Source organism: Thalassospira profundimaris (assembly GCF_003326795.1).
In the GTDB taxonomy this organism is placed as follows: Bacteria; Pseudomonadota; Alphaproteobacteria; order Rhodospirillales; family Thalassospiraceae; genus Thalassospira; species Thalassospira profundimaris_C.
Window position 1 is genome coordinate 130,224 of record NZ_JPWI01000005.1, and the last position, 24,220, is coordinate 154,443.

Here is a 24,220-nt window from a genome sequence, read left to right on the forward strand (position 1 = left end):
GGGGAAATGATTTAGAAACCCTTTAAGTGCATAATGGTTGAATCCCGAGGCGGGAAAAATAATCAAAGGATCAGTTGATGGGACTGCTCAAGGAAACACTGATGCGCGTGTTTGTCGGCAAGAAAGGCCGGGATGCCATTCGTGCATATAGTGATGCGCAATCCCTTCAGATGCGCGACGCCGCAACCGCCGAACAAACCGCTGCTCAGGCAAGACAGGCGCGCCGTATTGAAGACCGTGCTCTTGCCCATCAGGACGAAGGCATGTCCCTTGAAGAAGCGCGCGCTCTTGCCTTGGCCGAAACCCTGACCGAGCAGGCTGATAACCCCCATAACGAAATCCTGAAGGCGTTGAATGCTGCCGATGCCAAGCTTGGCAAAAAGAAAAGCAGAATGCCGACCGAGGCCGATGATCGCAGACAGGAACTGATCAACGAGGCGGTCAAGGCCCTGCGCAGTAAGCAAAGTGATCTCGACAAGCTTGATCCCGATCTGCGTGCAAAGTTGACGGTGATGGCTGTTGGTGCCCTGATGGGCGGGCCTAATACGCGTCAGTAAATCTGCCCGTAATCAAAGAGATATCTGCTCAAACACAAAAGCACCCGTTCGATGCTTCGAAGGGGCTCTTGGTGTTGCGGGTGCAAGCAGACGTGCGCGCTTATGAATTGAGCTGTCGATGAAGACCAGTGAGCAGCTCGCCGTAGCTTGGTTCATTATCTGCGGTTAGAAATCCGTGGCGGATCAGAAAATCGATGACGACCAGCGCGCAGTTGAACTTGAAGTCAAAGCCGGTGCGAACGATGTTGGCGACATCGGCCAGAGGTAGCAATTGAAACCGGTCGACTTCGCCATCAACACATCGGGGAACAAAGTCCTCGGGCAATTCCAGATCGAAATTGACCATCACATCGGGTTTGAGCCCCTCGGTGGTTTCGTAAAGATACGATATCGCCCCGATCGGCTGAACATGGCGTGACAGATCTTCGGGAATGCCGGCTTCTTCGGCGCATTCCTTCATCATGTTTTCACGAAATCCAAGGCCGGTGGGCTGACCGCCGGCCACCATATTGTCAAGCATTCCGGGATAGGTCGGCTTGTCCTTGGACCGATGAGCGATCCACATATGGATGCCGTCGGGTTTGCGCACGAAACCGTTCATATGCACCCCCCAGGACCGGCAGCCGAAATAGGGCATGGCAAACCGGTCAAGCTGGCACAGCGGTTCGTCGGAAAGACGTTTCCGAATATCAAACTTCTCGCCGTGCAATTGCCGGATCACACCCTGTTCGGTCAGGCGGCGGGTTGCAGCACCCAGAACCTCATTGCGCTGTTCAGGGGTTTTGATATGCGCGGAAAAGCCATATTCGCCGTTCTCGTCGCGGATGAAATCGGTGCCAAGCGCAATCAGGGCCGATGCAAAATCGGACCGGATTGCCCCGACCGGCTGATCATCAATGCGGAAACGCGCATAACGCGAAAGATTGGCGTTATTGCAGGCAATGATATGGTCAATATAGGCCAATTGAGCACTCCTGTCGGGTGGTCTGGGCTGTCAGGTTTCCCGACAGCGCCACGACATCGACAGGTTACGCACTAAGCGCCGAGTTTGAATAGCCTTTTTCCGACGTCAGGACCGTATTTACATGGATGACCTGACGCAGGCAGCGCGCGATATGTTCGGCAACCTTGGTTTCAAGCTGTTGGACCTGGATGTCGATCTGGAGTTCCTCAAACCCGCGATTGCCTTCGGCAACGGTGGAATGCCAGCTGGCTGGAACCAGATTGCGTTTGGCAAACAGTTCAAGAACACGCGGCATAACATCGGGTTCTGCAGCAGCATGGACAGAGAAACAATAAACGGATTTGGCAGTCTGCGCGTCATCTTGGGACGCAGCAAAAGCATGATTGGTCATGACAATGCTCACGGATTTTCAATGCATCAAACAGGCGAACAGGTACGTCCCGGTGTCCTTAGACAACCGGGCAAATAATTCGCGTAATGATGGCAATGAAAATGTGGCGATTGGTCATAAAGCTAACTTGTGGGTGTGTATATTCAGAACCGTGTGGTTTGAAAATATCCCGGAAATGATGAAGGCAATAACTGGATCAGAGAACCAGTAGCGATGCAATCAAAGCCACAATGGTGCCTGCGAACAGGATTTCCATCGAACGGGCAATTTGCTGCTCACGGGCAACGGCGATAGCAACGGCTTTGCGCTTATTCATCATATTCACTCCGTCTTATGACAGGTAGCTTCCAGATGCCCTGACAGGGCACTCACCAAATATATGCAGGGCAGTGGCCGCGATACAAGGCTTCTGACTCAAAAAACGTCAAAAAACTTTCAACTGCTTGGAAAAGGTCGCTTTTTTCTCGTCGAATTTGTCACAAATGGCGCTTTACCTACGTGATCCCCCTGAGGGGCGGGGGAAACTGTACTAACCGGTTTTAAACCGTTTCAATGCCCCGGTGTCGATTCGCCCCGGTTTTCGGGGATTCTGCCGCATCGGCATTGTCATCTTGCGGATGCACAATGTGTCGGTAGTCGGTGATCGGACGAGGGTAACCATATTTGTATCCCTGGACCGCGCGACAATCATGATCGGTCAGGAAGGTTTCCTGTTCGTCGGTTTCAACCCCTTCGGCAATCACATCAAGCGCCAGATCGCGACTCAGATTGATCACGGCGCGCACAATCGCCCCGGCCTGCGCATTGCCGACCAGTTTATTGACAAAAGACTGGTCAATCTTGATGCGGTCAACCGGGAAATTCTGCAAGGTTGCAAGCGACGAGTAGCCGGTACCGAAATCATCCATCGCAATCCGCACACCAAGTTTCTTGATATCCGACAGTATCTTCATCGAGCGCGCCGGATTGTGAATAAGTGCGGTTTCGGTGACTTCAAGCTCAAGACGGTTGGGATCAAGGCCGCTTTCTTGAAGGATGCTGGCAACGACGTCGGGCAATTCGTGCTTTTGAAGCTGTACTGCCGAAAGGTTCACGCCGATGCCAAGCGGATTTTTCCAGCTGGCGGCCTCAAAACAGGCGGTGCGCAACACCCATTCACCAAGCGGGATGATCAAGCCGGTTTCTTCGGCAATCGGAATGAAGCGGCCGGGCGAAACTTGGCCAAGCTCCGGATCGTTCCAGCGCAACAGGGCCTCAAAGGACCGGATTTCCTGATCATCGACGTGACATTGCGGCTGGTAATGAAGTTCAAGCTGCCCGTTTTCCAGTGCAAGCCGCAGGTTCGAGGCCAGCTGCCGTTTGAACCGGTATTCCTCGTCCATTTCGGAAGAATAGAACACCACATCATTGCCGCCCGACTGTTTGACCCGATACATCGCAAGATCGGCGTGGAACAGGATGCTTTCGGCATCGGCCCCGTCTGCAGGGTAATTGGCAACACCGATGCTGGCCGACAGTTTCGCGCGGTTCTCCTGATTGATGAAGATCGGCAATGCAATGCAATCAAGGATCTGCTGCGCGACTTCGCGGGTGTGGGTCATGATGCTGCTGGCACCGCTGCGGTTCTGATGATGGAGCAACACGACAAATTCGTCGCCGCCAACACGCGCAATGGTGACTTCATCGGTCACCAGTCGGCCAAGCCGCGTTCCCAGTTCGCGCAAGGCGTGATCGCCTGCAATGTGACCGAAACTGTCATTGAGCTCTTTGAAGTGGTCGAAATCGACACACATGACTGTGACCGGAACACCGGTTTCATCAGCCTCAATCAGTGCCTCGGCCAGCCGGTCGTTAAAGGTCGTTCGGTTCAATAGTTGTGTAAGCGAGTCATGTTCGGCCAGAAAACGAATATGTTTTTCCGCGGCATAACGTTCACGCAGATCGCGGAGACCATAAATGACCGTATCGTCGGCAATATCGTCGGCGGGAATTTCGCGACGGATGACCTCGACCGGCAATTCTTTCTGCTCGCCCAGACGCAGGGCCGTTTCGATATAGTTAAGGTTCCCGGTCTGGAACGCAGGCGGCGTATCTGGTAGCCAGCGCGTTAGAAAGTCCTGATCAATCACTTCATGGGGTTTGCTGTCGGTCAGGCGCAGGAAGCTTTCATTGGTATCAACGATCCGCCCGTTCTGGGTCAGGACCAGTGCCTCGATGGCGGAATCACCAAGAATACGCATCCGGTTGCTGACATGGTCGCGCATCTGGCGATCAACCAGTGCGGTAACAAACCCGATTGCAATCAGAAGGGCCGCGACAATTGCGACACCGATCGCCAGATAATGCTGGGAAATCAGTTGTGCAGGGACCGGAACTGTCGGGTCGGGGGTGATGATCAGGGCCCCCATGGCGCTGAAATGCATGGCAGCAACTGCCACCGTCAGATTGGCCTTGCCCAGAAGTTTCTGACGCGATGTGCGCGCCTGCCCGGCAAGCCAAAGCGAAACCATCCCGAAAATGGCGCCCATCAGGATCGCGGCAACCACGATATCCATATGCCAGCTGATGATGCCGGGGACACGCATTGCTTCCATGCCGGTGAAATGCATCGCCGAAATGCCAAGCCCGACAACAAGGCCGCCGACCAGACGCGACGGCAACAAATGCGGTCCGGTCATGGATGCGATGGCAAAGCCAAGCATTGTCGAGGCAATCGCAATGATCAGTGACGTTGCGGTCAGTGCGGGTTCATAACCGACCGGTACAATCGGATCATAGGCCAGCATCGCAATAAAATGCGTCGCCCAGATGCCGCCACCCGTCACCACACCTGTCAGAAACAGCCATGCCAGTCTTTGCTGCAAACGGCCCATGCAGGCCCGTGCATAAAGATTAAAGGCCGTATGGATCCCGCCCAATCCGATCGCAATCGCGATCAGAACCAGTACGATATCGTGCTGGGTCGCAAGGCAGTCATATATTCTGTACATTCAGGTGCCGTGTATTTCATTTTTGAACGCATTCAAGGCATAATGCAGTTTTCTAATGTGATTTTAATTCCTGTGGAACGGCCAAGGCAATTAATAATACCATGTCTATACATAGGTCGTGACATAGGTAGCGCCCTGCACGGGAAATCGGTCACGCCATGGCAAAAAGAACATGGCTTCTGATGTTGCTTTACGATCTGCATCCGTTTCCGGATCAGTTTGAATGGCAGGGACAGGGCCGCTTTTACTTTCCAGATATAGCGTTTTGGGCGCCTAGCGGATGGTCAGGTTGGTCTGCCCAATCATCCGGGCCTGTTGCCCGGGCCGGGTGAAGGTGACTTCACCGGAATAGTTCCCGGCCGGCCATGCGGCACCAGGGCGGTCCATATTGATAAAGAACCATTTGGCACGTGGTCCCTGATCATCGGGCTGATCAATGACAAAATCGCGATGACCGCCTTTGCCATTCGGGGTCTGCAAGCTCAGCCGGATGACATCACCATTATTGGCCCCGATCAGATAGGCCCAGAAATAAAGCCCGGGGCTTGTGCGCGGCAGTTCGGTCTGCTTGCCATAGCCGCGCTTCAGATCAGATGCATTGGGCCGCGCCATCGAAAAGCCGTGCCCGTAAAGGGTAATGTCGTGATAGGTCAGTTGCGCGCGGGCCTCTGATGACCAAAGGGCGGCCTGATCGGTCGAACAGGCATTTTGGTCGCTGGCCCCCATGGCCGTGCCGCTAAATGGATCAACAAGCTGATCATCCTTGCGCAGATTGAAATGCAGATGCGGGAAAGTTGCCTGACCCGACATGCCGATTTCGGCAATCATCTGTCCGCGTATCACGCGATCCCCTTTTTTGACCGCGACCGACCCGCGGCGCAGATGGCAATACTGGCTTTGCCAGCCATCGGCGTGATCAATCAGAACGCCATTTCCGCACTCGATGCCATCAAGGCTGTTTTTCGAAAGACGGCCTGAATCAATATCCTCGACCCCTTCGCGCAGGGCAACGACCGTGCCATCGGCAACCGAGCGCACGGCAACGCCACCGAGCATGGTGGCTTCGTCGGGGACTGAAAAATCAGTGCCGCGATGGCCGTCATATGTGGTTGTGCCACAGGCGAAATCAAGAATTTCGGGACCCGGGTCATGATCGACATAATGCACGATGCTGCACGTATTGTTCGGGCAATCGACCGGTAGATCAAAGGGTGGGCCATCGGCCTTTGCAATGCCACCAAGGGTCAGGGTTGCGAACACGGAAAGAGCAAGTGTCCGAAAACGTCCTGATGGCTGTGGCATGGGGCCTCCTTGGTCCTGATTACTCTATACAAAGGTGTATTTTGTCACGAAACACTTATTATCTAACACAAAGGTGAAGCCACTGCGACGCGCAAGATATTGTTCGTAAGGGCAGGTATCGCTATCACTTGGATTGCTGGTGATCGCCTCATAGCAGATAGTTTAACCCGACAAAGGCACACTGGAATGGATCAGAACGGATTGCTGCGACTGGGAATCTTTGCCGCCATTCTTGCCGTCATGGCATTGTGGGAGGCCGTTGCACCCTATCGCCCAAAGGAAGCCGTGCGCCGTCCGATGCGCTGGCTGACCAATTTCGGATTGCTGCTGACCAGTGCCGCCCTTGCGCGCTTTACCGTTGGGGCGGCAATGATTGCAACGGCAATCTGGGCACGAGATCAGGGGGTGGGTCTTAATAATCTGGTCGGGCTGCCCGCTGTTCTGGCGGGACTTGTCACCATCATCACTCTGGATTGCGCAATTTACTGGCAGCATCGCTTTACCCACATGATCCCGTTGCTGTGGCGGTTTCATCGGGTACATCACTGTGATGTGGAATTTGATGTCTCGACGGCTGTGCGCTTTCACCCGTTCGAGATTGTGGCATCAGCCCTGTATAAGTCGTTCTTTGTCCTGCTGATCGGGGCCGATCCCTGGGCGGTGGTGATTTATGAAAGCATGCTTAGCGGCTTTGCCCTGTTTAATCACGGCAATGTGCATCTGCCCAAGGGCCTTGATCGGGCGCTGAGGATGCTGATCGTGACGCCTGATATGCATCGGGTCCATCATTCCAGCGTCATGGGCGAAACCAACAGCAATTATGGGAATATCCTGTCGGTTTGGGATCGGTTGTTTGTCAGCTATATTGATCATACAAGAACAAACGACCATGACATGCAGATCGGTCTTGAAGAATTCCGCGATAAAAACAGCCAAAGCCTTCTTGGGGTGCTTTGGCTGCCATTTCGCCAGCCGTGATCAGGCCGGAACCATCCCGCGCACAGCAAGCGCGGACGCCACCAGTGACCGGCGTCCATCGGGCTTGCCACCAAGATAGGCCCGCATGGTGGCTTGTTGTATTTCATGGGCAATCTCGGCGGGTTGACGGGCGAAAAAGTCGCGGATCAGGCTGTGCGCGCCCATCAATGATTGCCAGTAATCATCAAAATCGATGAAATCCATGCGCACGGCAAGTGTGGTGGTCGCCACATCTTCCAGCCCGGCATCGGACCAAAGATCAAACAGGTCATCCTCGTTCTGATAGGGAACGTCAAAGACCCTGGCACGCAGTTCTTCGCCTTCGCCCTCGGCAATCAGGGCGGCAACATCAAGAAACAGCCGGATAAAGGTCAGTCCGCCGATACGATCCCAGACCGTGGCTGCAATCCGGCCATTGGCGCGCGTAACACGCACCATTTCGCCAACCGCACCGGCCGGGCCATCCAGATCGTTTAACAGCAATTGTGAGAAGGCCGTGTCAAAGCTGTCATCGGCAAAGGGCAGGGCGGATGCATCGCCGGTTTCAAAACGCACATTGGGTGCGGAACTGCGCAGGGCATCGGTCATATAATCAGACATCAGATCAATGCCGACGATCTCGGCCTTGGGGTAACGGGTGGCAGCGGCCAGTGTCAGGCTTCCGGTGCCACAGCCGACATCAACCAGTGCCCCGCAAGACGGGGCGGCAACAAAATCAAGGAAACTGCGTGACAAGCGGCGGCTCCATCGGCCCATTGCGATTTCATAGGTGTCGGCGATTGTCATATTCATCGGATCAGGTTTCCTCGATAACGGCTGTTTCACAGCCTTATTGAATTTTTGCGCATGGGCCACACAGCAGCCAAGTATCTGATGTGTCACCAATTTCATTTATTGCAAGGCCGGATGGTTTGGCTATTCGACGAAATAGGGATTGCTCAAATTTTAAAATGCGCAATAAAATTACAAATGCTGCGATGCAAAATTAACCATAAACGCGAAAATGCGACGGTCGTTTCGGCCAGAACAGGCCCAGAACAGGCCCAGAACAGGCAAGGGAACCACAGGAAATGAAAGAAATGAACGGACTGGAGGGGCTGTATCTCGAAGATCTTGAGATCGGTCAGTCTGCAAGCTATGGCAAAACTGTCACTGAAACCGATATCGTGATGTTTGCCGGGCTTTCCGGGGATACCAACCCGGTCCATCTGAACGAAGACTATGCCAAAACCACGATGTTTGAGGGGCGCATTGCCCATGGCATGCTTTCGGCCGGTTTCATTTCAACCGTGCTTGGCACCCGCCTGCCCGGACCGGGCACGATTTATCTGTCGCAGAACCTGCAATTCAAGGCGCCGGTACGTATTGGCGACACCGTAACCGCCAAGGTCATTGTGCGTGAAATCATCCCCGCCAAGAAACGCGCCATCCTTGAAACCAATTGCTATGTCGGCGATCGCTGCGTGATTTCCGGTGAGGCCGTTGTGATGGTTCCAAGTCGCGCCTGACTCTCGTTTTGCCAAATTCCTGCATGGGATCAGACACCGCTTGTGCTGGTAAAGTCTGGACCATATCGGCATGGTTTGGGTGCTGATCTGATCTGCCATGCAGGATCGGGCATGCTTTTTTGACGGAAAAGTCTTTACGCTCCGGGGGCGGGCCCTTTATAGCTGCCTGCTGGATTTGCCGATACGCGATCGGCTGACATGGATTAAGCAGCAAAGAGAGACCGGCGCGGATGCGCGTTTTTCGATCTTTTGAAAACCTGACCGATGAGGCGCGCGGCGCTGTTGTGGCGATCGGCAATTTTGACGGTTTGCATCTGGGGCATCAGACGCTTCTCGATCAGGCACGTCTGATTGCCCGCGATCTCGGTGTGCCGCTTGCGATCCTGACCTTTGAGCCGCATCCGCGCATGTTGTTCCGTGCCGATGACCCGCCATTTCGCCTGACCTCGGCCGAGGATCGCGAAACGGCTGCCGGCAGCATTGATATCGATCTGTTCTTTGAGGTCGAATTCAATCGCGATTTCGCGGCGATGACGGCCGAAGAATTCATTGAACGGGTTCTGGTCACGGGGCTTGGTGTCAAACATGTCGTGGTTGGCTGGGACTTCTGTTTTGGCAAGGGCCGTGCAGGCAATGTTGATTTGCTGCGTGCCATTGGCGAAAAGTCCGGTTTTGGCGTTACTGCGGTCGAGGCCGTCACCCACGACAACGGCGTGATCTATTCATCAACTGCCATCCGCCAGGCTCTGCGCGAAGGTCGCCCGCAAGATGCCACCCATCTTTTGGGACGCCCGTGGGAAATTGCCGGGATTGTCGCCCATGGCGATGCGCGCGGCCGCACAATCGGCTTTCCGACGGCCAATGTTGCACTGGGCGATCATCTGCGTCCGAAATTCGGTGTTTATGCCGTCGAGCTTGGCCTGATTTCCGAGAAGGATGGCCAAACGGTCGAACGCTGGGTGCCCGGAGTCGCCAATATTGGCGTGCGGCCAAGCTTTGGCGGTGATGATGATGCCGGGCTTGAAGCCCATCTGTTTGACTTTGACCAGGACATCTATGATCGCCGCGTCCGGGTACGTTTGCACGGCTTTATCCGGGGCGAACAGAAGTTCGACGGGCTTGATGCCCTAAAGGCCCAGATCGCGGCGGATGTGATTGCTGCCAAAGAGATTCTCGGCAAGATTTGAATTTGTCGACGAACCCGCTATGATCCGCGCGCTTTTTGCGGAATTCACCGGGGGTTCGCCCTTTTAATTTGTTCAAGACGACAGGACCGTCACGATGAGTGTCGAATACAAGAAAACCGTTATCCTGCCCCAGACCGATTTCCCGATGCGGGCGGGTTTGCCAAAGATGGAGCCGACCCTGCTTGCGCAGTGGAAGGACGAGGACCTCTATGGCAAAATTCGCGGTATTTCGGCAGATCGTGAAATGTTCGTCCTGCATGATGGTCCTCCTTATGCGAACGGGCATCTGCATATTGGTCACGCGCTGAACAAAATCCTGAAAGACGTCATCACCCGTTCCCAGCAAATGCTAGGCAAGAACGCTGTTTATGTTCCGGGTTGGGATTGCCACGGCCTTCCGATTGAATGGAAGATCGAGGAACAGTATCGCGCCAAGGGCAAGAACAAGGACGATGTGCCAATCGCCGAATTCCGCAAGGAATGCCGCGAATTCGCCCAGAAATGGCTGGATGTCCAGCGCGAGGAATTCAAACGTCTTGGCGTGATGGGTGACTGGGACAATCCCTATGTCACCATGGATTACAAGGCAGAAGCCTCCATCGCCCGTGAACTTGGCAAATTCCTGATGAACGGTTCGCTCTATATGGGCTCGAAGCCGGTCATGTGGTCAGTGGTTGAAAAAACTGCCCTTGCCGAGGCCGAGGTCGAATATCACGACCATACGTCCAAAACCATTTATGTGCGTTTCCCGGTCACCGCGACCAGCATCGAAGCGCTCAAAGACGCAACCATCGTCATCTGGACCACGACGCCTTGGACCATTCCGGGCAACCGTGCAATTTCCTATGGTGCGGAAATCGAATATGCGGTGATCGAGGTTACCGAAACCGCCGAGGAAGCATGGGCCACCGTTGGCGAGAAGATGGCGGTTTGTACCGATCTTCTTGAAGACCTGTGCAAGAACGGTCGTATCACTGGTCACAAGGTTGTCGCGACCTTCAAGGGTTCGGAGCTTGAAGGCACGCTTTCGGCTCATCCGTTCCGTGGTCAGGGCTATGACTTTGATGTGCCGCTTCTGGCGGCTGACTATGTCACGACCGATACCGGTACCGGTTTTGTCCATACCGCGCCGACCCATGGGCCGGACGATTACCAGACCGGTCTGAAATACGGTCTTGAAATCCCGGAAATGGTGGATGGTGACGGCGCCTATTACCCGACAGTTCCGATGTTTGCCGGCAAGCGCATCTATGATGAAAACGGCAAGGAATCCGATGCCAACGAAGCGGTTATCGCCAAGCTGGTCGAAGTTGGCGCATTGCTGTCGCGTGGGCGTCTCAAGCACTCCTATCCGTGCTCCTGGCGTTCCAAGGCGCCGATCATTTATCGCACCACCCCGCAGTGGTTCATTTCCATGCAGGATAACGACCTGCGTGAAAAGGCGCTCAAGGCGATTGATGAAACCCGCTTCGTGCCCGAAGCAGGACGTAACCGCCTGCATTCCATGATCGCCAACCGTCCGGATTGGTGCGTCTCGCGTCAGCGCGCATGGGGCGTTCCGATCACGGTGTTCATTGACAAGAACACCCGTCAGCCGCTTCGCGATCAGGGCGTTCTCGACCGCGTCTACGAAGCCTTCTGTGCCGAGGGTGCCGATGCGTGGTTCACTCGTGATCCGCAGGAATTCCTTGGCGATAAATATGATGCGGCGAATTATGAACAGGTCACCGATGTTCTTGACGTCTGGTTTGATTCCGGTTCGACCCATGCCTTCGTGCTTGAAGAACGTCAGGATTTGAAATGGCCGGCCGACCTTTATCTTGAAGGATCGGACCAGCATCGTGGCTGGTTCCACAGCTCGCTTCTGGAATCCTGTGGCACCCGTGGACGTGCACCATACGAAGCCGTCCTGACCCATGGCTTTGTGCTTGATGGTGAAGGCCGCAAGATGTCGAAGTCACTTGGCAACGTCATTGCGCCGAATGACATCATCAACAAGCTTGGTGCCGATATCCTGCGTCTTTGGGTGGTCAGTTCCGACTATCATGATGATCTGCGCATCAGCCATGAAATCATCGAACGTCATTCCGACATCTATCGTCGCCTGCGCAATACGCTCCGCTTCCTGCTGGGCAACCTTGATGGTTTTGATGATGCCGAAAGGGTTGCGGATAACGAATTGCCGGAACTGGAACGCTGGGTCCTGCACCGTCTGAGCCACCTTGATGATATGGTGCGCAAGACGACTGCTGATTTCGACTTCCACACCATGTTCATCGAATTGCACAACTTCTGTGCGCTCGACATGTCGGCCTTCTATCTCGATATCCGCAAGGACGCGCTTTATTGCGACGCGCCAAGCAGCTTGCGCCGCCGTGCGGCCCGCACTGTTATGGATCGGGTGTTTGATTGTCTGGTGCGCTGGCTGGCACCGGTTCTGTGCTTTACCGCCGATGAAGCATGGCGTTCGCGCTATGGTGCGGAAAGTTCGGTCCATACCGAAACCTTCAACACGGTATCGGACGGCTGGAAAGACGAGGCACTGGCAGCGAAATGGGCGAAAATCCGCAAGCTGCGTCGCGTTGTAACCGGTGCGCTTGAACTTGAACGTGCGGAAAAACGCATTGGCGCAAGCCTTGATGCCGCACCAAAGGTTTATGCCACGGCTGAATATGTCGAAGCGCTTGATGGCCTTAATCTTGCCGAAATCGCCATTACATCTGACATCGAACTGATCACGGGTGATGCGCCGGATGGTGCCTATACCCTTGATGATGTTGCAGGTGTTGGTGTGGTATCGGCACTGGCAGAGGGTGAAAAATGCGAACGTTGCTGGCAGACCCTGCCGGAAGTCGGCAGCCATGCCGCGCATAAAACCGTCTGCAACCGTTGTGCAGATGCCGTTGATGAAATGGGAATTGCCGCAGCCGAATAAGGCGTGCGGTTGCGGTATCAGACCTGCGATCTTGCAGGGCTGATACCGGCAAGTCAGAAAGAGTATCGATGAAACATCGCGCCTTTGTGTTTGGTCTGATCGTCATTGCAATCGTTTTTGGTGTCGACCAGTGGACCAAGGCCCTTGCGATTGACGGCTTGTCCAATCCGTTTCGGGTGATTGAAGTCACACCCTTCATGAACTTTGTTCTGGCCTGGAATCCCGGCGTGTCCTTTGGCCTGTTTCAGGGGCAGGCACCGTGGGTGATGATCGCGGTGACGGCTGCGATTACCATCGGCTTTGGCGTCTGGATGTGGCGGACGCGCGATTCCATGTTGCGTCTTGCGCTGGCTCTGATTGTCGGGGGGGCAATTGGCAACCTTGTTGATCGCCTGCGTCACGGGGCTGTGACCGACTTTATTGATCTTCATGTCGCGGGTTATCACTGGCCGGTATTCAATATTGCAGACAGTGCAATTACGGTTGGTGCCGCGCTACTGTTGATCGATTCCCTTTTTGGCGGTAAAAAATCTGCCAGATGAATTTTTGGCCGGGTGACATGATCCCGGTTGCGGAGTGGTAAAGAGGCACAAATGGCCCGGAAGCTTACGACCAGTATTTTCAGAATTGCGCTGCTTGGCGGACTTGCACTTGGGGTTTCCGGTTGTGAATCAACCCGTGAGACCTTTGGTTTGAACAAGCAGTCCCCGGACGAGTTTGCCGTGGTCTCGCGTGCGCCGCTCAGCCTGCCGCCTGATTTCACCATGCGTGTGCCCGACCCGGGTGCACCGCGTCCGCAGACCGGTTCGACCACCGATCAGGCGCGCCGCATTCTGGTTGGCGATGACCCGACCAAGGTCAAACGTGACATCACCAGCGGCACGGCAAGCAAGGGGCAGGTCGCCCTTCTTTCCGCATCCGGTGCGCAATATGCCGATCCGGAAATCCGTTCGACGGTGGATCGTGAAACATCGATCTTCATCAGTGAAAGCGAAAGCATCGTTGATGATCTGCTGTTCTGGCAGGAAAAACAGGATCCGAACTCCGTCGTTGATCCGACGGCCGAGGCCAAGCGTATTCGCGATCAGCAGGCTCTTGGCGACAGTGTTTCGGGCGGTGGCAACACCCCGGTTATCGAACGCAAACAGAAAGGCTGGCTCGAAGACATTTTCTGATCTGACAGCACGCTTTGATGCGATACACGACAATGTGATGACGAAAGACAAGGGCGCGGATATTTCGCGCCCTTGTTCTGTCATATTCGCTACTTAAGAAATCCGGGATGAACGCCTGATATGGAATGGGATGACGTAATGAGAATTCCAAGACTTTCTGTAATCTCGATGCGTGAACGCACTGTTGCCAGTTTGCTGGCGATGGTCATGGTGGCATTGATCCCGAACATTTCCTTTGCGGCGGTTTTCAGCCCGCAGACAGCAACCCTTGATAACGGGATGCAGGTGGTGCTGGTGGAAAATCACCGTGCGCCGGTTGTTACCCAGATGGTCTGGTACAAGGTCGGCTCGGCTGACGAACCGGTCGGTGTTTCCGGGATTGCCCATTTTCTTGAACATCTGATGTTCAAGGGGACCAGGGATATTGCACCGGGTGACTTTTCCAAGATCGTTGCGCGCAATGGCGGTAATGACAATGCCTTCACCACCTGGGACTATACCGGCTATTTCCAGAATATCGCCCGCGACCGTCTTGACCTGGTGATGAAGATGGAAGCCGACCGCATGACCAATCTTCAGCTGTCTGACGATGTGGTTCTGCCCGAACGCGACGTCATCATCGAAGAACGCAGATCAAGGATTGAAAACAATCCCGGTGCGCTTCTGGGGGAACAGATGCGCGCAAGCCTCTATATGGCCCATCCCTATGGCCGGTCGATCATTGGCTGGATGCACGAGATGGAGCAACTTTCGACGGAAGACGCGCTTGATTTCTATCGCAAATGGTACGCGCCCAATAACGCCATTCTGGTGGTGGCTGGCGACATTACGATGGATGAACTTCTGCCGATGGCACAAAAATATTACGGCGTGATTCCGCGCGGTGATGTTCTGACGCGCAACCGGGTCAAGGAACCGGTGCAGCATGCCCCGCGCAAGGTCACCATGCATGACCCGCGTGTCGGGCAGGCCTCCATGTCGCGCTATTACCTGGCCCCGTCCTATCACAGTGAAAATGCCGCTGATGCCGTCCCGCTTGAAGTGCTGAGCGAGATTATCGGATCAGGCACCACCAGCCGCTTCTTCAAATCGCTTGTGGTCGATCAGGGCATCGCGACCAGTGTCGGGACATTCTATGACCCGGTCGCGGTTGATCTGGCAAGTTTCGGTGTCTATGGCGTGCCGCGTGATGATGTGCAGCTGGCTGATCTTGAAAAGGCGATTGATGACCAGATCGCCGATGTCGTCGCCAATGGCGTGACCGAGGACGAACTTGAACGCGCCAAGCAGAAACTTCTGGATAGTGCGGTCTTCGCCCGTGATTCCCTGTCGGCAGGGGCGCGTGTCCTTGGCAAGTCGCTTGCGGTTGGATTGACCGTGGATCAGGTCGAAAGCTGGCCGGATCGGGTTTCGGCGGTGACGGTTGAACAGGTCAACGAAGCTGCCAAGCGCGTCTTTAATGACAAGAAATCTGTGACCGGCTGGCTGATGCCGCCAAAAGACGGTCCGGTAACAGGCCGTGGTCCGGCACTGCCCATTGATTCCGGCGCGGGAGTACATTGATATGAACCAGCTTATGAAACAGGTTGCCGGGATTGCCTTTGCCTCGATAGCCGTATTTGGCATGAGCACGGCCGCGCAGGCGGTCGAGGTCAAGGAAGTGATTTCGGATGGTGGCATTCGGGCCTGGCTGATCGAAGATCACATGAACCCGCTGATGACCATGGATATCGCCTTTACCGGTGCAGGGGCTGCGACCGATCCGATCAACAAGCTTGGACTTGCCAATATGGTATCGGGTCTGATTGATGAAGGTGCGGGTGCCATGGACAGCCAGACCTTCCGCGGTGAAATGGAAAACCGGTCAATCAGCTTGTCCTTTGATGCTGGTCGCGATGATTTTGCCGGTTCGCTGACCACATTGACCCGAGAACGCGATACGGCGATTGATCTTCTGCGTCTGGCTCTGTCCGAGCCACGCTTTGATGATGAGGCGGTCGAACGCATCCGGTCCCAGATTATCGCGGGCCTTAAACGGGCGGAAAATGATCCGGGTGATATTGCCAGCCGGACCTTTTTCAAATCGATCTTTGGCGATCATCCCTATGCCCGTCCGGTATCGGGAACCTTTGAAACGGTTGCCGGTCTGAATGCCAATGATTTCCGTTCCTTTGTCGGGCGTGCCTTTGCCAAGGACAATCTGATCATTGGTGTTGCCGGTGATATCACCGCGGAGGAACTTGGTCCCCTTCTTGACGAGGCATTTGGCAGCCTGCCCGATCATAGCGATCTTCCGAAGATTGCCGATGTGACGCCGAAGTTCGGTGCTGTTGACGTCATTGATCAGGATATCCCGCAAAGTCAGGCGGTCTGGGGCCAGAAAGGCATTGCGCGCAAGGATCCTGATTTCTATGCCGCCTATGTCATGAACTATATTCTTGGCGGTGGCGGTTTTTCATCGCGCCTGACCGAGGAAGTTCGTGAAAAGCGTGGTCTGGCCTATGGTGTCTATAGCTACCTTGCCGATCTGGATCATGCGCAAATGATGATGGGCGGGGTTGCCACGCGCAATGACGCGATTGGTCAAAGCCTGTCTCTGATCAGTGCCGAATGGACCAAGATGAAGGAAAAGGGTGTGTCGCAGGAAGAACTCGACAACGCCAAATCCTATCTGACCGGGGCCTTTCCGCTGCGCTTTACCAGTCTTGGCAATCTTTCGGGCATGCTGGTCGGCATGCAGAAAGAAGACCTTGGCATGGATTTCCTTGATCGCCGCAACAGCCTTGTGGATGCCGTTACCCTTGATGACGTCAACCGCGTTGCCGCCGAACTGATGGATCCGGCCAATGTGACGGTCACGGTGGTCGGCAAGCCGGAAGGCAAGCTGGCCTTCTGATCTTGTTTGGCCGGATTAAAAATTACAAAGCGCGGTGAAAGACATTTCGCCGCGCTTTGTGCTTTGATAGGTTCATCCGAACCAAGACAACCCATCCGAACATCGCGAGCATTGCCTTCATGACCCTGCGCGTCCTGCCCCAGAACCTGATCAACCAGATTGCCGCCGGTGAGGTGGTCGAACGCCCGGCTGCGGCGCTCAAGGAGCTGGTTGAAAATGCGCTGGATGCGGGGGCGACACGGGTTGACGTCAATCTGCGCGATGGCGGGCGGACGCTTTTGTCGATCACCGATGACGGCAAGGGCATGACACCCGAGGAATTGTCGCTTGCGGTGGAACGGCATGCGACCTCCAAGCTGCCTGACGACGATCTGTTCAATATCGGTTTCATGGGTTTTCGCGGCGAAGCATTGCCGTCCATCGGGTCGGTGTCGCGCATGCGTCTGACCAGCCGGGTGCGCGGGGCGGAAAATGCATGGTCATTGACGATTGAAGGCGGGGCGAAGGGCGAACCGGAACCGGCCGCCCATCCGTTCGGAACCCGGGTAGAAGTCCGCGATCTTTTCTATGCCACCCCGGCCCGGTTGAAGTTCCTTAAAACCGCGCGCACCGAACAGATGTATGCGCGCGAAATCATGGACCGGCTTGCCATGGCGCGGCCCGATGTCGGCTTTACCCTGACCGGGGATGGCAACAAGTCGATCCTGAATTACCCGGCCTGTGAAGGCGATCTGTTTGATGCGCGCCTCAAACGTCTTGGTGCGGTGATGGGCCGCGAGTTTCAGGAAAACGCCCTTCAGATCGAAGCCGAACGCGAAGGCATCCGCCTGACCGGCTATGCCGGGGTGCCGACACTCAATCGCGGCAATGCCCAGATGCAGTTCATGTTTGTCAATGGCCGCCCGGTCAAGGATCGGCTGTTGCAAGGCGCGGTGCGTGGCGCCTATCAGGATTTCCTGGCACGTGATCGTCACCCGTTGCTTGCCCTGTTCTTTGAACTGTCGCCACGCGATGTCGATGTCAACGTCCATCCCGGCAAGACCGAGGTGCGGTTCCGCGATCCGGGGCTGGTGCGTGGGCTGATTGTCGGGGCGCTGAAACATGCATTGGCGGGTGCCGGGCACCGGGCCTCAACCACGGTTGCCGATATGGCACTCGGCGCTGTTCGCCGCGAAGGTGAGGGACCCTCACTTCCGTATGGTGGGGGCCCGCGCAGTGGTGGTGGCAGTGGTTTTAACATTGGCCAGTATCAGCCAGGTATCCCGGGTCACGCGGCAATTGAACGCAATTATGCCGCACAGGCCCCGATGGGATCGCAGTCGGGCTATGGCGGTCTGTTTGATCGCGGGCGTGACTTTGCCGGGACGCCCTCAGGCACATCTGGCCCATCCGGGGAAGGCGGCTTTGCCGCTGCGGCGGCTGCGGCCCTGTCAGGTGGCTATGATGCGGCGGCACCGTCGGCACGGATTGATAATATCGCTGATGAAGGCAAGTTTGTTGATCATCCGCTGGGGGCGGCACGCGGGCAGGTCCACGCCAACTATATCATCGCCCAGACCCGAGACGGTCTTGTCATTGTCGATCAGCATGCAGCACATGAACGCATCGTCTATGAACGCATGAAGGCCGATCTTGCCGCCAGCGGGGTCAAGCGTCAGGGATTATTGTTGCCCGAGGTCGTCGAACTGGACGAGGCATCTGCCGATCGCATCGCAGATCGCGCCGAAGAATTCGAAGAGCTGGGTCTTGTCATCGAACCGTTTGGACCCGGCGCGATTGTTGTGCGCGAAGTTCCCGCCATGCTGGGCAAGGTGGATGTTGGTGCCCTGATCCGCGATATGGCCGACGAGATTGCCGAGCTTGGTCAGGGCATGGCGCTTAAGGACCGGCTGATGTATGTCTGCGCCACCATGGCCTGTCATGGGTCGGTGCGTTCGGGCCGCAAGCTGAATGCCGATGAAATGAATGCCCTGTTGCGTCAGATGGAAGCCACCCCGCATTCCGGTCAGTGCAACCATGGTCGGCCGACCTATGTCGAACTGAAGCTAAATGACATCGAAAAGATGTTCGGGCGCAGGTAGGGAAGCAGATGGCTGGTATCACGCTTCATATCGCCACCCCCGATGATGCACCCGCAGTGAGCGCCTTGTTTGCGCGCTCCTATTCGGCGCTTCTGGTCGATGACTATGCGCTGGAAGTCCTTGAACGCGGGATGACCTTTCTGGCAAAGGCCAACCCGGATCTTCTGGCGTCCGGGACCTATTATCTGGCCAAGACCGAAACCGGCGATGTCGTTGGAGCCGGGGGCTGGACGGCAGTGCGACCGGGCAGCAAGGACGGTGATGTTCAATCAGGGCTGGCCCATGTTCGGCATTTCGCGGTCGATCCGGCATATGCCCGCAAGGGTATCGCCAGTATGCTGTTTGATCGGTGCGTGCGTGATGCCAAGGCGTCTGAGAATGTCACACGTTTTGAATGCTATTCCACACTTTCGGCCAGACGGTTTTATGAATCGCGAGGTTTTCGGGTGATTGGCGATTTCGCAGCACCCTTTGCCCCGGATTTCGCCTTTCCGAGCCTGCATATGGTTTGCGACCTTGATTAATCACGCAGTTTCAGGTTACGGGGCAGGCGGGTATTGGCATTGACGCGCGCGCGTTGGATCTGTTCGGCAAACAGGCCGCGTGTCCCGGTCAGATCGGCATCACGGAAATCGGTTCCGGCCAGGTTGGTGCCGCTCAGATCACAATTTAGCAATTGCTGACCCCGGAAACTGGCATTCGACAGGTCGGAGCCCAGAAATACCGTATTGCGCAGCATCGCATCATTGAATTTTGCGCCGGAAAGGCGGCTAGCTGCCAGATTGGCATTGTCGAGATTGCTTTGTACAAAGTCGGCCGCGGTCAGGTTGCAGCGACGGAAAACCGCATCCTTGCAATTGGCACGCTTGAAGCAGGCAAAGGGCAGGCCACAACGGCTAAGATCGATGCCTTCGAGTTCGGCTTCACGCAGATCGGCATGTTCAATCGACATGACATCGCCTTCCTTGCCGCCCGTGTCGACCCAAAGCTTGTGACTGCGCAGGGCTTCATGCAGGTCAATTTCAACCAGCTCTTCGGGATCGTCACCGCGATCCGCGTCCAGCGGTTCTTCTGCGACGTCGTTGGTGGTTTCTTCGGGTTTGGGCGAGGCAGGTGCCAGCACATCGCGGGCCGATTGCACGGCCTTGATGTTTCGTGCATGGGTATCCTTGTCGCGTGCGGTTGGTTTACCGCCGACAAGTTCGCTTTCATCAAAACTTTGACCCGCCCCGTTCAGGCGTGGCTTGAGATCGGCAAGCTCAAGATTGCCAGTAATGCCGGTGATCGGGGATTTGGGGGCGTCGGGCAACCCGGCTGGTTTGGCGGAATGTACCTTTGCCGTTGGCGCTTCCCTTGGCATTTCCCTTGGCTCAACCGCTGCTGGCTTGCCCGGATTGGTCCGGGGCGGTAATTCTGCCAGCGCCGCCTTGATGCGGTCGCGTTTGCGACGGCCTGGATTTTCAGGCGTATCGTCGTCCGGGGTGTCAGGGACATCCGTACCTTGCGATATTGCCGATGAACCGGCTGCGGGGGCTGCCATGCCCATTTCGGCAAGGTCTTCTGGGCGTGCCGGGCCGAAATAATTGTCCTTAAGAACAAAACGTCGAGGCAGTTTCATCACCGTTTCGATGATCTTGCGCAGGCGCTGGGGATCAACCGGTTGACGAAAAATACCTTCGATCCCGGCTTCGACCGCGTCGCGCATTCCGCGCCGATCAAGTTTGGGTGCGCCCAGAAGGACGGGTACTGTGCGCCCATAAGGATCATCATCGGTTGCCGTATCACGAATGGCCCGGATGGTTGAGATACCCCGCATTCCGTCAAGATACAGCCCGACCAGAATCAGGTCCGGACGGCGTTCCTCTACAAGGTCGACAGTCTTCTGGCGGTCATCGCAATGAAGGAATTCCCCAAAGCCAAGCGGGTCTATCGCGGCCTTGGCAGCAAGCATGTTACGTTCACTGTAATCGGCATACAGGATCGCTTTTTTCTTGTTGTCCTTGATCGCCATAATGCGCGACTTCCTTTATTCGCAACGCGCCCCGTTGCAGGCAAACATTCAGATATTACTGTGCGGACGGAATACTGAATGAACGGCGCGGCAATGCAGAGCCAGACCCACTATTCTGGCTGTTCGCGCTGCTTTCGTCAGCCCCTTTTACGCCATTGCCGCCATTTGTTGTACCGTCCGGGGCATTCGTTTCAACCATCTGGATCGTGATTTCCACGCGACGGTTTTCAGAACGACCCTCGGGCGTGTCGTTATTGGCAATCGGGCGGCTGTCGCCATAACCCTGAATAACCATGCGTCGCGGATCAGTGCTATTCTGGTCAATCAGGAAATGCAGAACCGATGTCGCACGGGCTGCTGACAGGTCCCAGTTCGAAATATAGGGTGATGACGATGAAACCGGGATGTTATCGGTATGCCCGGCGACAAGGACTTCGCCCTCGGTCTGGTTGATCACGGGTGCCAGACGGTTAAGGATGGCGGCGAATTCCTCGGTCATGCCCGAAGAACCCGATGGAAAGGCCAGTTCGTTCGGGAAGCGAATAACGACCTCGCCATCAATGCGTTCCAGACCGACCTGATCATCAAGGCTCATATTTTTAAGAACCCCGGCAAGCGTTTCTTCAAGCGCTTCGGCCTTTTGTTCCTTGGTGTCGGTTTGCTCGATTTCGATTTTTGGCGTTTCGGGTTGCGGGATCTGGGAAACAACGCGCGGGCTGTCCGGGGTGGGGGCCTTAAGCGCCTTGCCCATGATCGATCCGTCAAGTTCGATCACGCCGGCAAGCTGATCCTGTTTGGAAAAGCCGAATGCAGCCTTTACCGATCCTGCGATCTGCTTGTAGCGAATAACATCCATCTCGGCAAAGGTCAGCAACAGCACGAACAGCACAAGCAGCAATGACATAAGATCGGCGAATGTCGCCATCCATGCCGGTGCGCCTGCTGCGGGTTTCTTTGCCATTGCCCTAGACCGTTACCTGTGTCGCAGATGAGGCCATCATCATGCTCCTGCATCCTCGTCGGCGGGGACACCGCCCGGAAGATAGGGACCGAGAATTTCCTTCATGACCATCGGGCTCTGGCTGGCCTGGATCTGAACGACCGATTCAATGATCAGCTGCTTGGTATTGCGGAGCCGGTCGACCTTAAGGGCCAGCTTGTCGGCAATCGGCAATGCAATCAGGTTGGCCAGAACCGCACCATAGAATGTGGTCAGCATCGCAATCGCCATGGCCGGACCAATGGCATCGGGATCGGACAGGTTGGCAAGCATCTGCACCAGACCGACCAGTGTCCCGATCATCCCGAAAGCCGGGGCCGTGTCACCAATGCCACGGAACATCAATTCACCCAGCTCGTCATTCTGTATCGATTTTTCGACTTCGCTCGAGATCGAGCTTCGGATCACTTCGCCGCTATGGCCATCGACACACATGCGGATGCCGCGCGCCATGATCTCGTTTTCGACTTCGACATTCTCGAGACCAAGCAGGCCGTTTTTGCGCACCAGAGCGGCCAGCTCAATCGCCTTTTCATAGATCGAAAGCGGGTCTTCCTTGGGGTTCTTGAAAGCGATCCCCACCCCGATCTTGAGCGACTTGACCACGTCGCGCATCGGGAATTTGATCAGGGTTGCCGCAGCGGTTCCGCCAAACACAACCATAATGGATGGCACATCAACAAATGAATCAAGGCTCCCGCCCATCAAGATGGCGCCAAAAATAACGCCAGCCCCGGCGATGATCCCAATGAGTGTCGCTATATCCATGTCGGTTTTTTGTATCCGGCGTTAAAACTTTTGGCTCGAAGCGTGTCTGAAAAAGGGTCTGACATCGCGCGATGGTGATTGAAATAATGAACTGTCATACGAGGCCCGCCAGCAAAATGATCTGGGCGGCACCGCACCGAATTGGAATTCAGGTTTGTTACACTCCACAAAATTGGGTTTCCATCACCTGTTTTCCAGAACCGGGTAACAACTTCCTGCATCCGCGCGCGTAATCACCCGAACAAAAAGAAGCACCCGATTGTAAAATTACGGCATCAGGTTAGGAGGCGCTATACCTTTGGCATTAAATGTTTGTTGCCAGAAATACGCATCGGGCTCAACCCAGTCGTAAGGATAATCGAACTTGATCTGGAGACGAAGGAGGATGTCCTTGATACGGTCAACACCGCCACCGGATCAGGGGTTAGACAGGCCGCAGATACACAAAGGGCCCATCCTTAAAGACAGGCCCGTTACGTATCCCCGATCATCCCAGTTCGAATGACGAAATGCCAAATGTCATATCAAGGTCAAGGGTTGGCGCAGGTCCCTTATACATGCGTGCGGTTTCGAACTCGGCAACCATCTGATGGGCATCGACCAGTTCACGGGCTGCCTGGTTGGGTTCGGGGATATCGAGATAGACCTTGTCACTCTGATCTTTGCGGCTTTGCAAAAGAGCGTCAAACAGGGTTCTGGCATCTTCAAGATTGGCGGCAAAAAGCGGCCCGACCTTGTGACCTTGTTTACAGGGACGAATGACTCCGTAACCGCGAAGGCCCATCGGGCCCTTAAGTGCAAGGGCGGTGTGATTTTCATTGCCCAGCCAGCCACGCAGAAATTCGATGCGGCTTTCGCCAAACAGATTGCAGGTCTGCTCAAAGGCATCAACAACTGCAATATCATCAATCTTCAGCGTGAAAATATCTTCCGGCAGGGCGGTTTCTGTGGCCGTGATGATACCTGCGTAACGGATATTGCGATGGGCAAGCTCAAAGCCCGACTTGCGGTAATTATCCTGTTGATCGACAACGCCATCCAGTCCGATGGTTTTCATCACACTGTTTTCCAGTGCCGTCTGCCACAGTTTGTAACCAAGTCCCGATCCGCGACGATCTTCGCGACAGATATAAAAACCGACAAAGCCGTAATCCGAACTGTATTGGACGGCCGAAATCACCGCAGCCATGCCCTGTTTGTCAAAGGCGGCCCAGAAACCGTCAGGATCGGTATTGAAAAATACCTCGGCGTCGGAAAGTCCGGGGTTCCAGCCTTCATTGGCAGCCCACTCAACAGCAAGCGGAAACTCAAAGGATTTCAGGCGGCGGATCTTGTCTGTCATGTCGATATCTTCAATCTTCCGGAATCAGATAGGTCGGTGAGCGCGGTCAGGACCCTGATCCTGTTCTGCACAATGTTGATTTCGATACACATCTAGCATGGTCGGGCAAAATTCCTGATAAATTTTATTGAGAAT

Annotated in this window: 20 protein-coding genes; 11 read left to right on the plus strand and 9 right to left on the minus strand. The window is 55.3% G+C overall.

Annotation, left to right across the window (positions count from 1 at the left end; genetic code table 11):
- Nucleotides 1-77 precede the first annotated feature (77 nt).
- Nucleotides 78-557, plus strand: a complete 480-nt coding sequence (locus TH30_RS09790; RefSeq protein WP_114097909.1) for a hypothetical protein — start codon at nt 78-80, stop codon at nt 555-557.
- Nucleotides 558-657: 100 nt separating this feature from the next.
- Here the strand turns inward: TH30_RS09790 and TH30_RS09795 are convergent, their stop codons facing one another.
- From TH30_RS09795 to TH30_RS09815, 4 genes are all read right to left on the minus strand, one after another.
- The gene (locus tag TH30_RS09795) at nt 658-1,521 is read right to left on the minus strand and encodes an NUDIX hydrolase (RefSeq protein ID WP_114097910.1); all 864 of its coding nucleotides are present in this window, start codon (nt 1,519-1,521) and stop codon (nt 658-660) included.
- Nucleotides 1,522-1,585: 64 nt separating this feature from the next.
- On the minus strand, nt 1,586-1,912 hold the full coding sequence (locus TH30_RS09800) for a hypothetical protein (protein ID WP_114097911.1): 327 nt from the start codon (nt 1,910-1,912) through the stop codon (nt 1,586-1,588).
- A 539-nt stretch (nt 1,913-2,451) separates the two neighbouring features.
- Nucleotides 2,452-4,902, minus strand: coding sequence for an EAL domain-containing protein (locus TH30_RS09810; RefSeq protein ID WP_114097913.1), 2,451 nt, complete (start codon nt 4,900-4,902; stop codon nt 2,452-2,454).
- A 273-nt stretch (nt 4,903-5,175) separates the two neighbouring features.
- Nucleotides 5,176-6,204 carry a M23 family metallopeptidase gene (locus TH30_RS09815; RefSeq protein ID WP_114097914.1) on the minus strand — a complete coding sequence of 343 codons (1,029 nt, stop codon included), beginning with the start codon at nt 6,202-6,204 and terminating at the stop codon, nt 5,176-5,178.
- 186 nt (nt 6,205-6,390) lie between these two features.
- On the opposite strand from TH30_RS09815, the gene TH30_RS09820 reads away from it, so the two are divergent.
- Nucleotides 6,391-7,182, plus strand: coding sequence for a sterol desaturase family protein (locus tag TH30_RS09820; RefSeq protein ID WP_114097915.1), 792 nt, complete (start codon nt 6,391-6,393; stop codon nt 7,180-7,182).
- On the opposite strand, the gene TH30_RS09825 is transcribed toward TH30_RS09820, so the two are convergent.
- The gene (locus TH30_RS09825; RefSeq protein ID WP_114098048.1) at nt 7,183-7,974 is read right to left on the minus strand and encodes a class I SAM-dependent methyltransferase; all 792 of its coding nucleotides are present in this window, start codon (nt 7,972-7,974) and stop codon (nt 7,183-7,185) included.
- Nucleotides 7,975-8,261: 287 nt separating this feature from the next.
- On the opposite strand from TH30_RS09825, the gene TH30_RS09830 reads away from it, so the two are divergent.
- The 9 genes from TH30_RS09830 to TH30_RS09870 all read left to right on the plus strand — a co-directional run bounded on the left by TH30_RS09830 (nt 8,262) and on the right by TH30_RS09870 (nt 19,488).
- Nucleotides 8,262-8,690: a MaoC family dehydratase gene (locus tag TH30_RS09830; protein ID WP_114097916.1), complete on the plus strand. Its 429-nt coding sequence runs from the start codon at nt 8,262-8,264 to the stop codon at nt 8,688-8,690.
- Between the two features lie 230 nt (nt 8,691-8,920).
- Nucleotides 8,921-9,877, plus strand: a complete 957-nt coding sequence (locus TH30_RS09835) for a bifunctional riboflavin kinase/FAD synthetase (RefSeq protein ID WP_114097917.1) — start codon at nt 8,921-8,923, stop codon at nt 9,875-9,877.
- Between the two features lie 94 nt (nt 9,878-9,971).
- Nucleotides 9,972-12,812: an isoleucine--tRNA ligase gene (gene ileS, locus TH30_RS09840; RefSeq protein WP_114097918.1), complete on the plus strand. Its 2,841-nt coding sequence runs from the start codon at nt 9,972-9,974 to the stop codon at nt 12,810-12,812.
- Between the two features lie 68 nt (nt 12,813-12,880).
- A complete protein-coding gene (gene lspA, locus TH30_RS09845; protein ID WP_114097919.1) occupies nt 12,881-13,354 on the plus strand; it encodes a signal peptidase II in 474 nt (157 codons plus the stop codon).
- 51 nt (nt 13,355-13,405) lie between these two features.
- Nucleotides 13,406-13,987 (plus strand): DUF3035 domain-containing protein, encoded by a 582-nt coding sequence (locus TH30_RS09850; protein ID WP_114097920.1) that lies wholly within the window; start codon nt 13,406-13,408, stop codon nt 13,985-13,987.
- A gap of 138 nt (nt 13,988-14,125) precedes the next feature.
- Nucleotides 14,126-15,550, plus strand: coding sequence for a M16 family metallopeptidase (locus TH30_RS09855; RefSeq protein ID WP_114098049.1), 1,425 nt, complete (start codon nt 14,126-14,128; stop codon nt 15,548-15,550).
- Between the two features lies 1 nt (nt 15,551).
- Entirely contained in the window at nt 15,552-16,883 is a 1,332-nt protein-coding gene (locus TH30_RS09860) for a M16 family metallopeptidase (RefSeq protein ID WP_114097921.1), read from the plus strand.
- Nucleotides 16,884-17,002: 119 nt separating this feature from the next.
- Nucleotides 17,003-18,964: a DNA mismatch repair endonuclease MutL gene (gene mutL / locus TH30_RS09865; protein ID WP_114098050.1), complete on the plus strand. Its 1,962-nt coding sequence runs from the start codon at nt 17,003-17,005 to the stop codon at nt 18,962-18,964.
- Nucleotides 18,965-18,972: 8 nt separating this feature from the next.
- Nucleotides 18,973-19,488 carry a GNAT family N-acetyltransferase gene (locus tag TH30_RS09870; RefSeq protein ID WP_114097922.1) on the plus strand — a complete coding sequence of 172 codons (516 nt, stop codon included), beginning with the start codon at nt 18,973-18,975 and terminating at the stop codon, nt 19,486-19,488.
- Here the strand turns inward: TH30_RS09870 and TH30_RS09875 are convergent.
- The 4 genes from TH30_RS09875 to TH30_RS09890 form a co-directional block, all read right to left on the minus strand.
- Entirely contained in the window at nt 19,485-20,975 is a 1,491-nt protein-coding gene (locus tag TH30_RS09875; protein WP_114097923.1) for a pentapeptide repeat-containing protein, read from the minus strand. The two genes, TH30_RS09870 and TH30_RS09875, sit on opposite strands and share 4 nt — an antisense overlap.
- A 55-nt stretch (nt 20,976-21,030) precedes the next feature.
- Complete coding sequence (locus tag TH30_RS09880; RefSeq protein ID WP_114097924.1) at nt 21,031-21,936, minus strand: OmpA family protein; 906 nt, start codon at nt 21,934-21,936, stop codon at nt 21,031-21,033.
- A gap of 39 nt (nt 21,937-21,975) precedes the next feature.
- Nucleotides 21,976-22,743, minus strand: a complete 768-nt coding sequence (locus TH30_RS09885; RefSeq protein WP_114097925.1) for a motility protein A — start codon at nt 22,741-22,743, stop codon at nt 21,976-21,978.
- Nucleotides 22,744-23,230: 487 nt separating this feature from the next.
- Nucleotides 23,231-24,085, minus strand: coding sequence for a GNAT family N-acetyltransferase (locus TH30_RS09890; protein ID WP_114097926.1), 855 nt, complete (start codon nt 24,083-24,085; stop codon nt 23,231-23,233).
- Nucleotides 24,086-24,220: the final 135 nt, after the last annotated feature.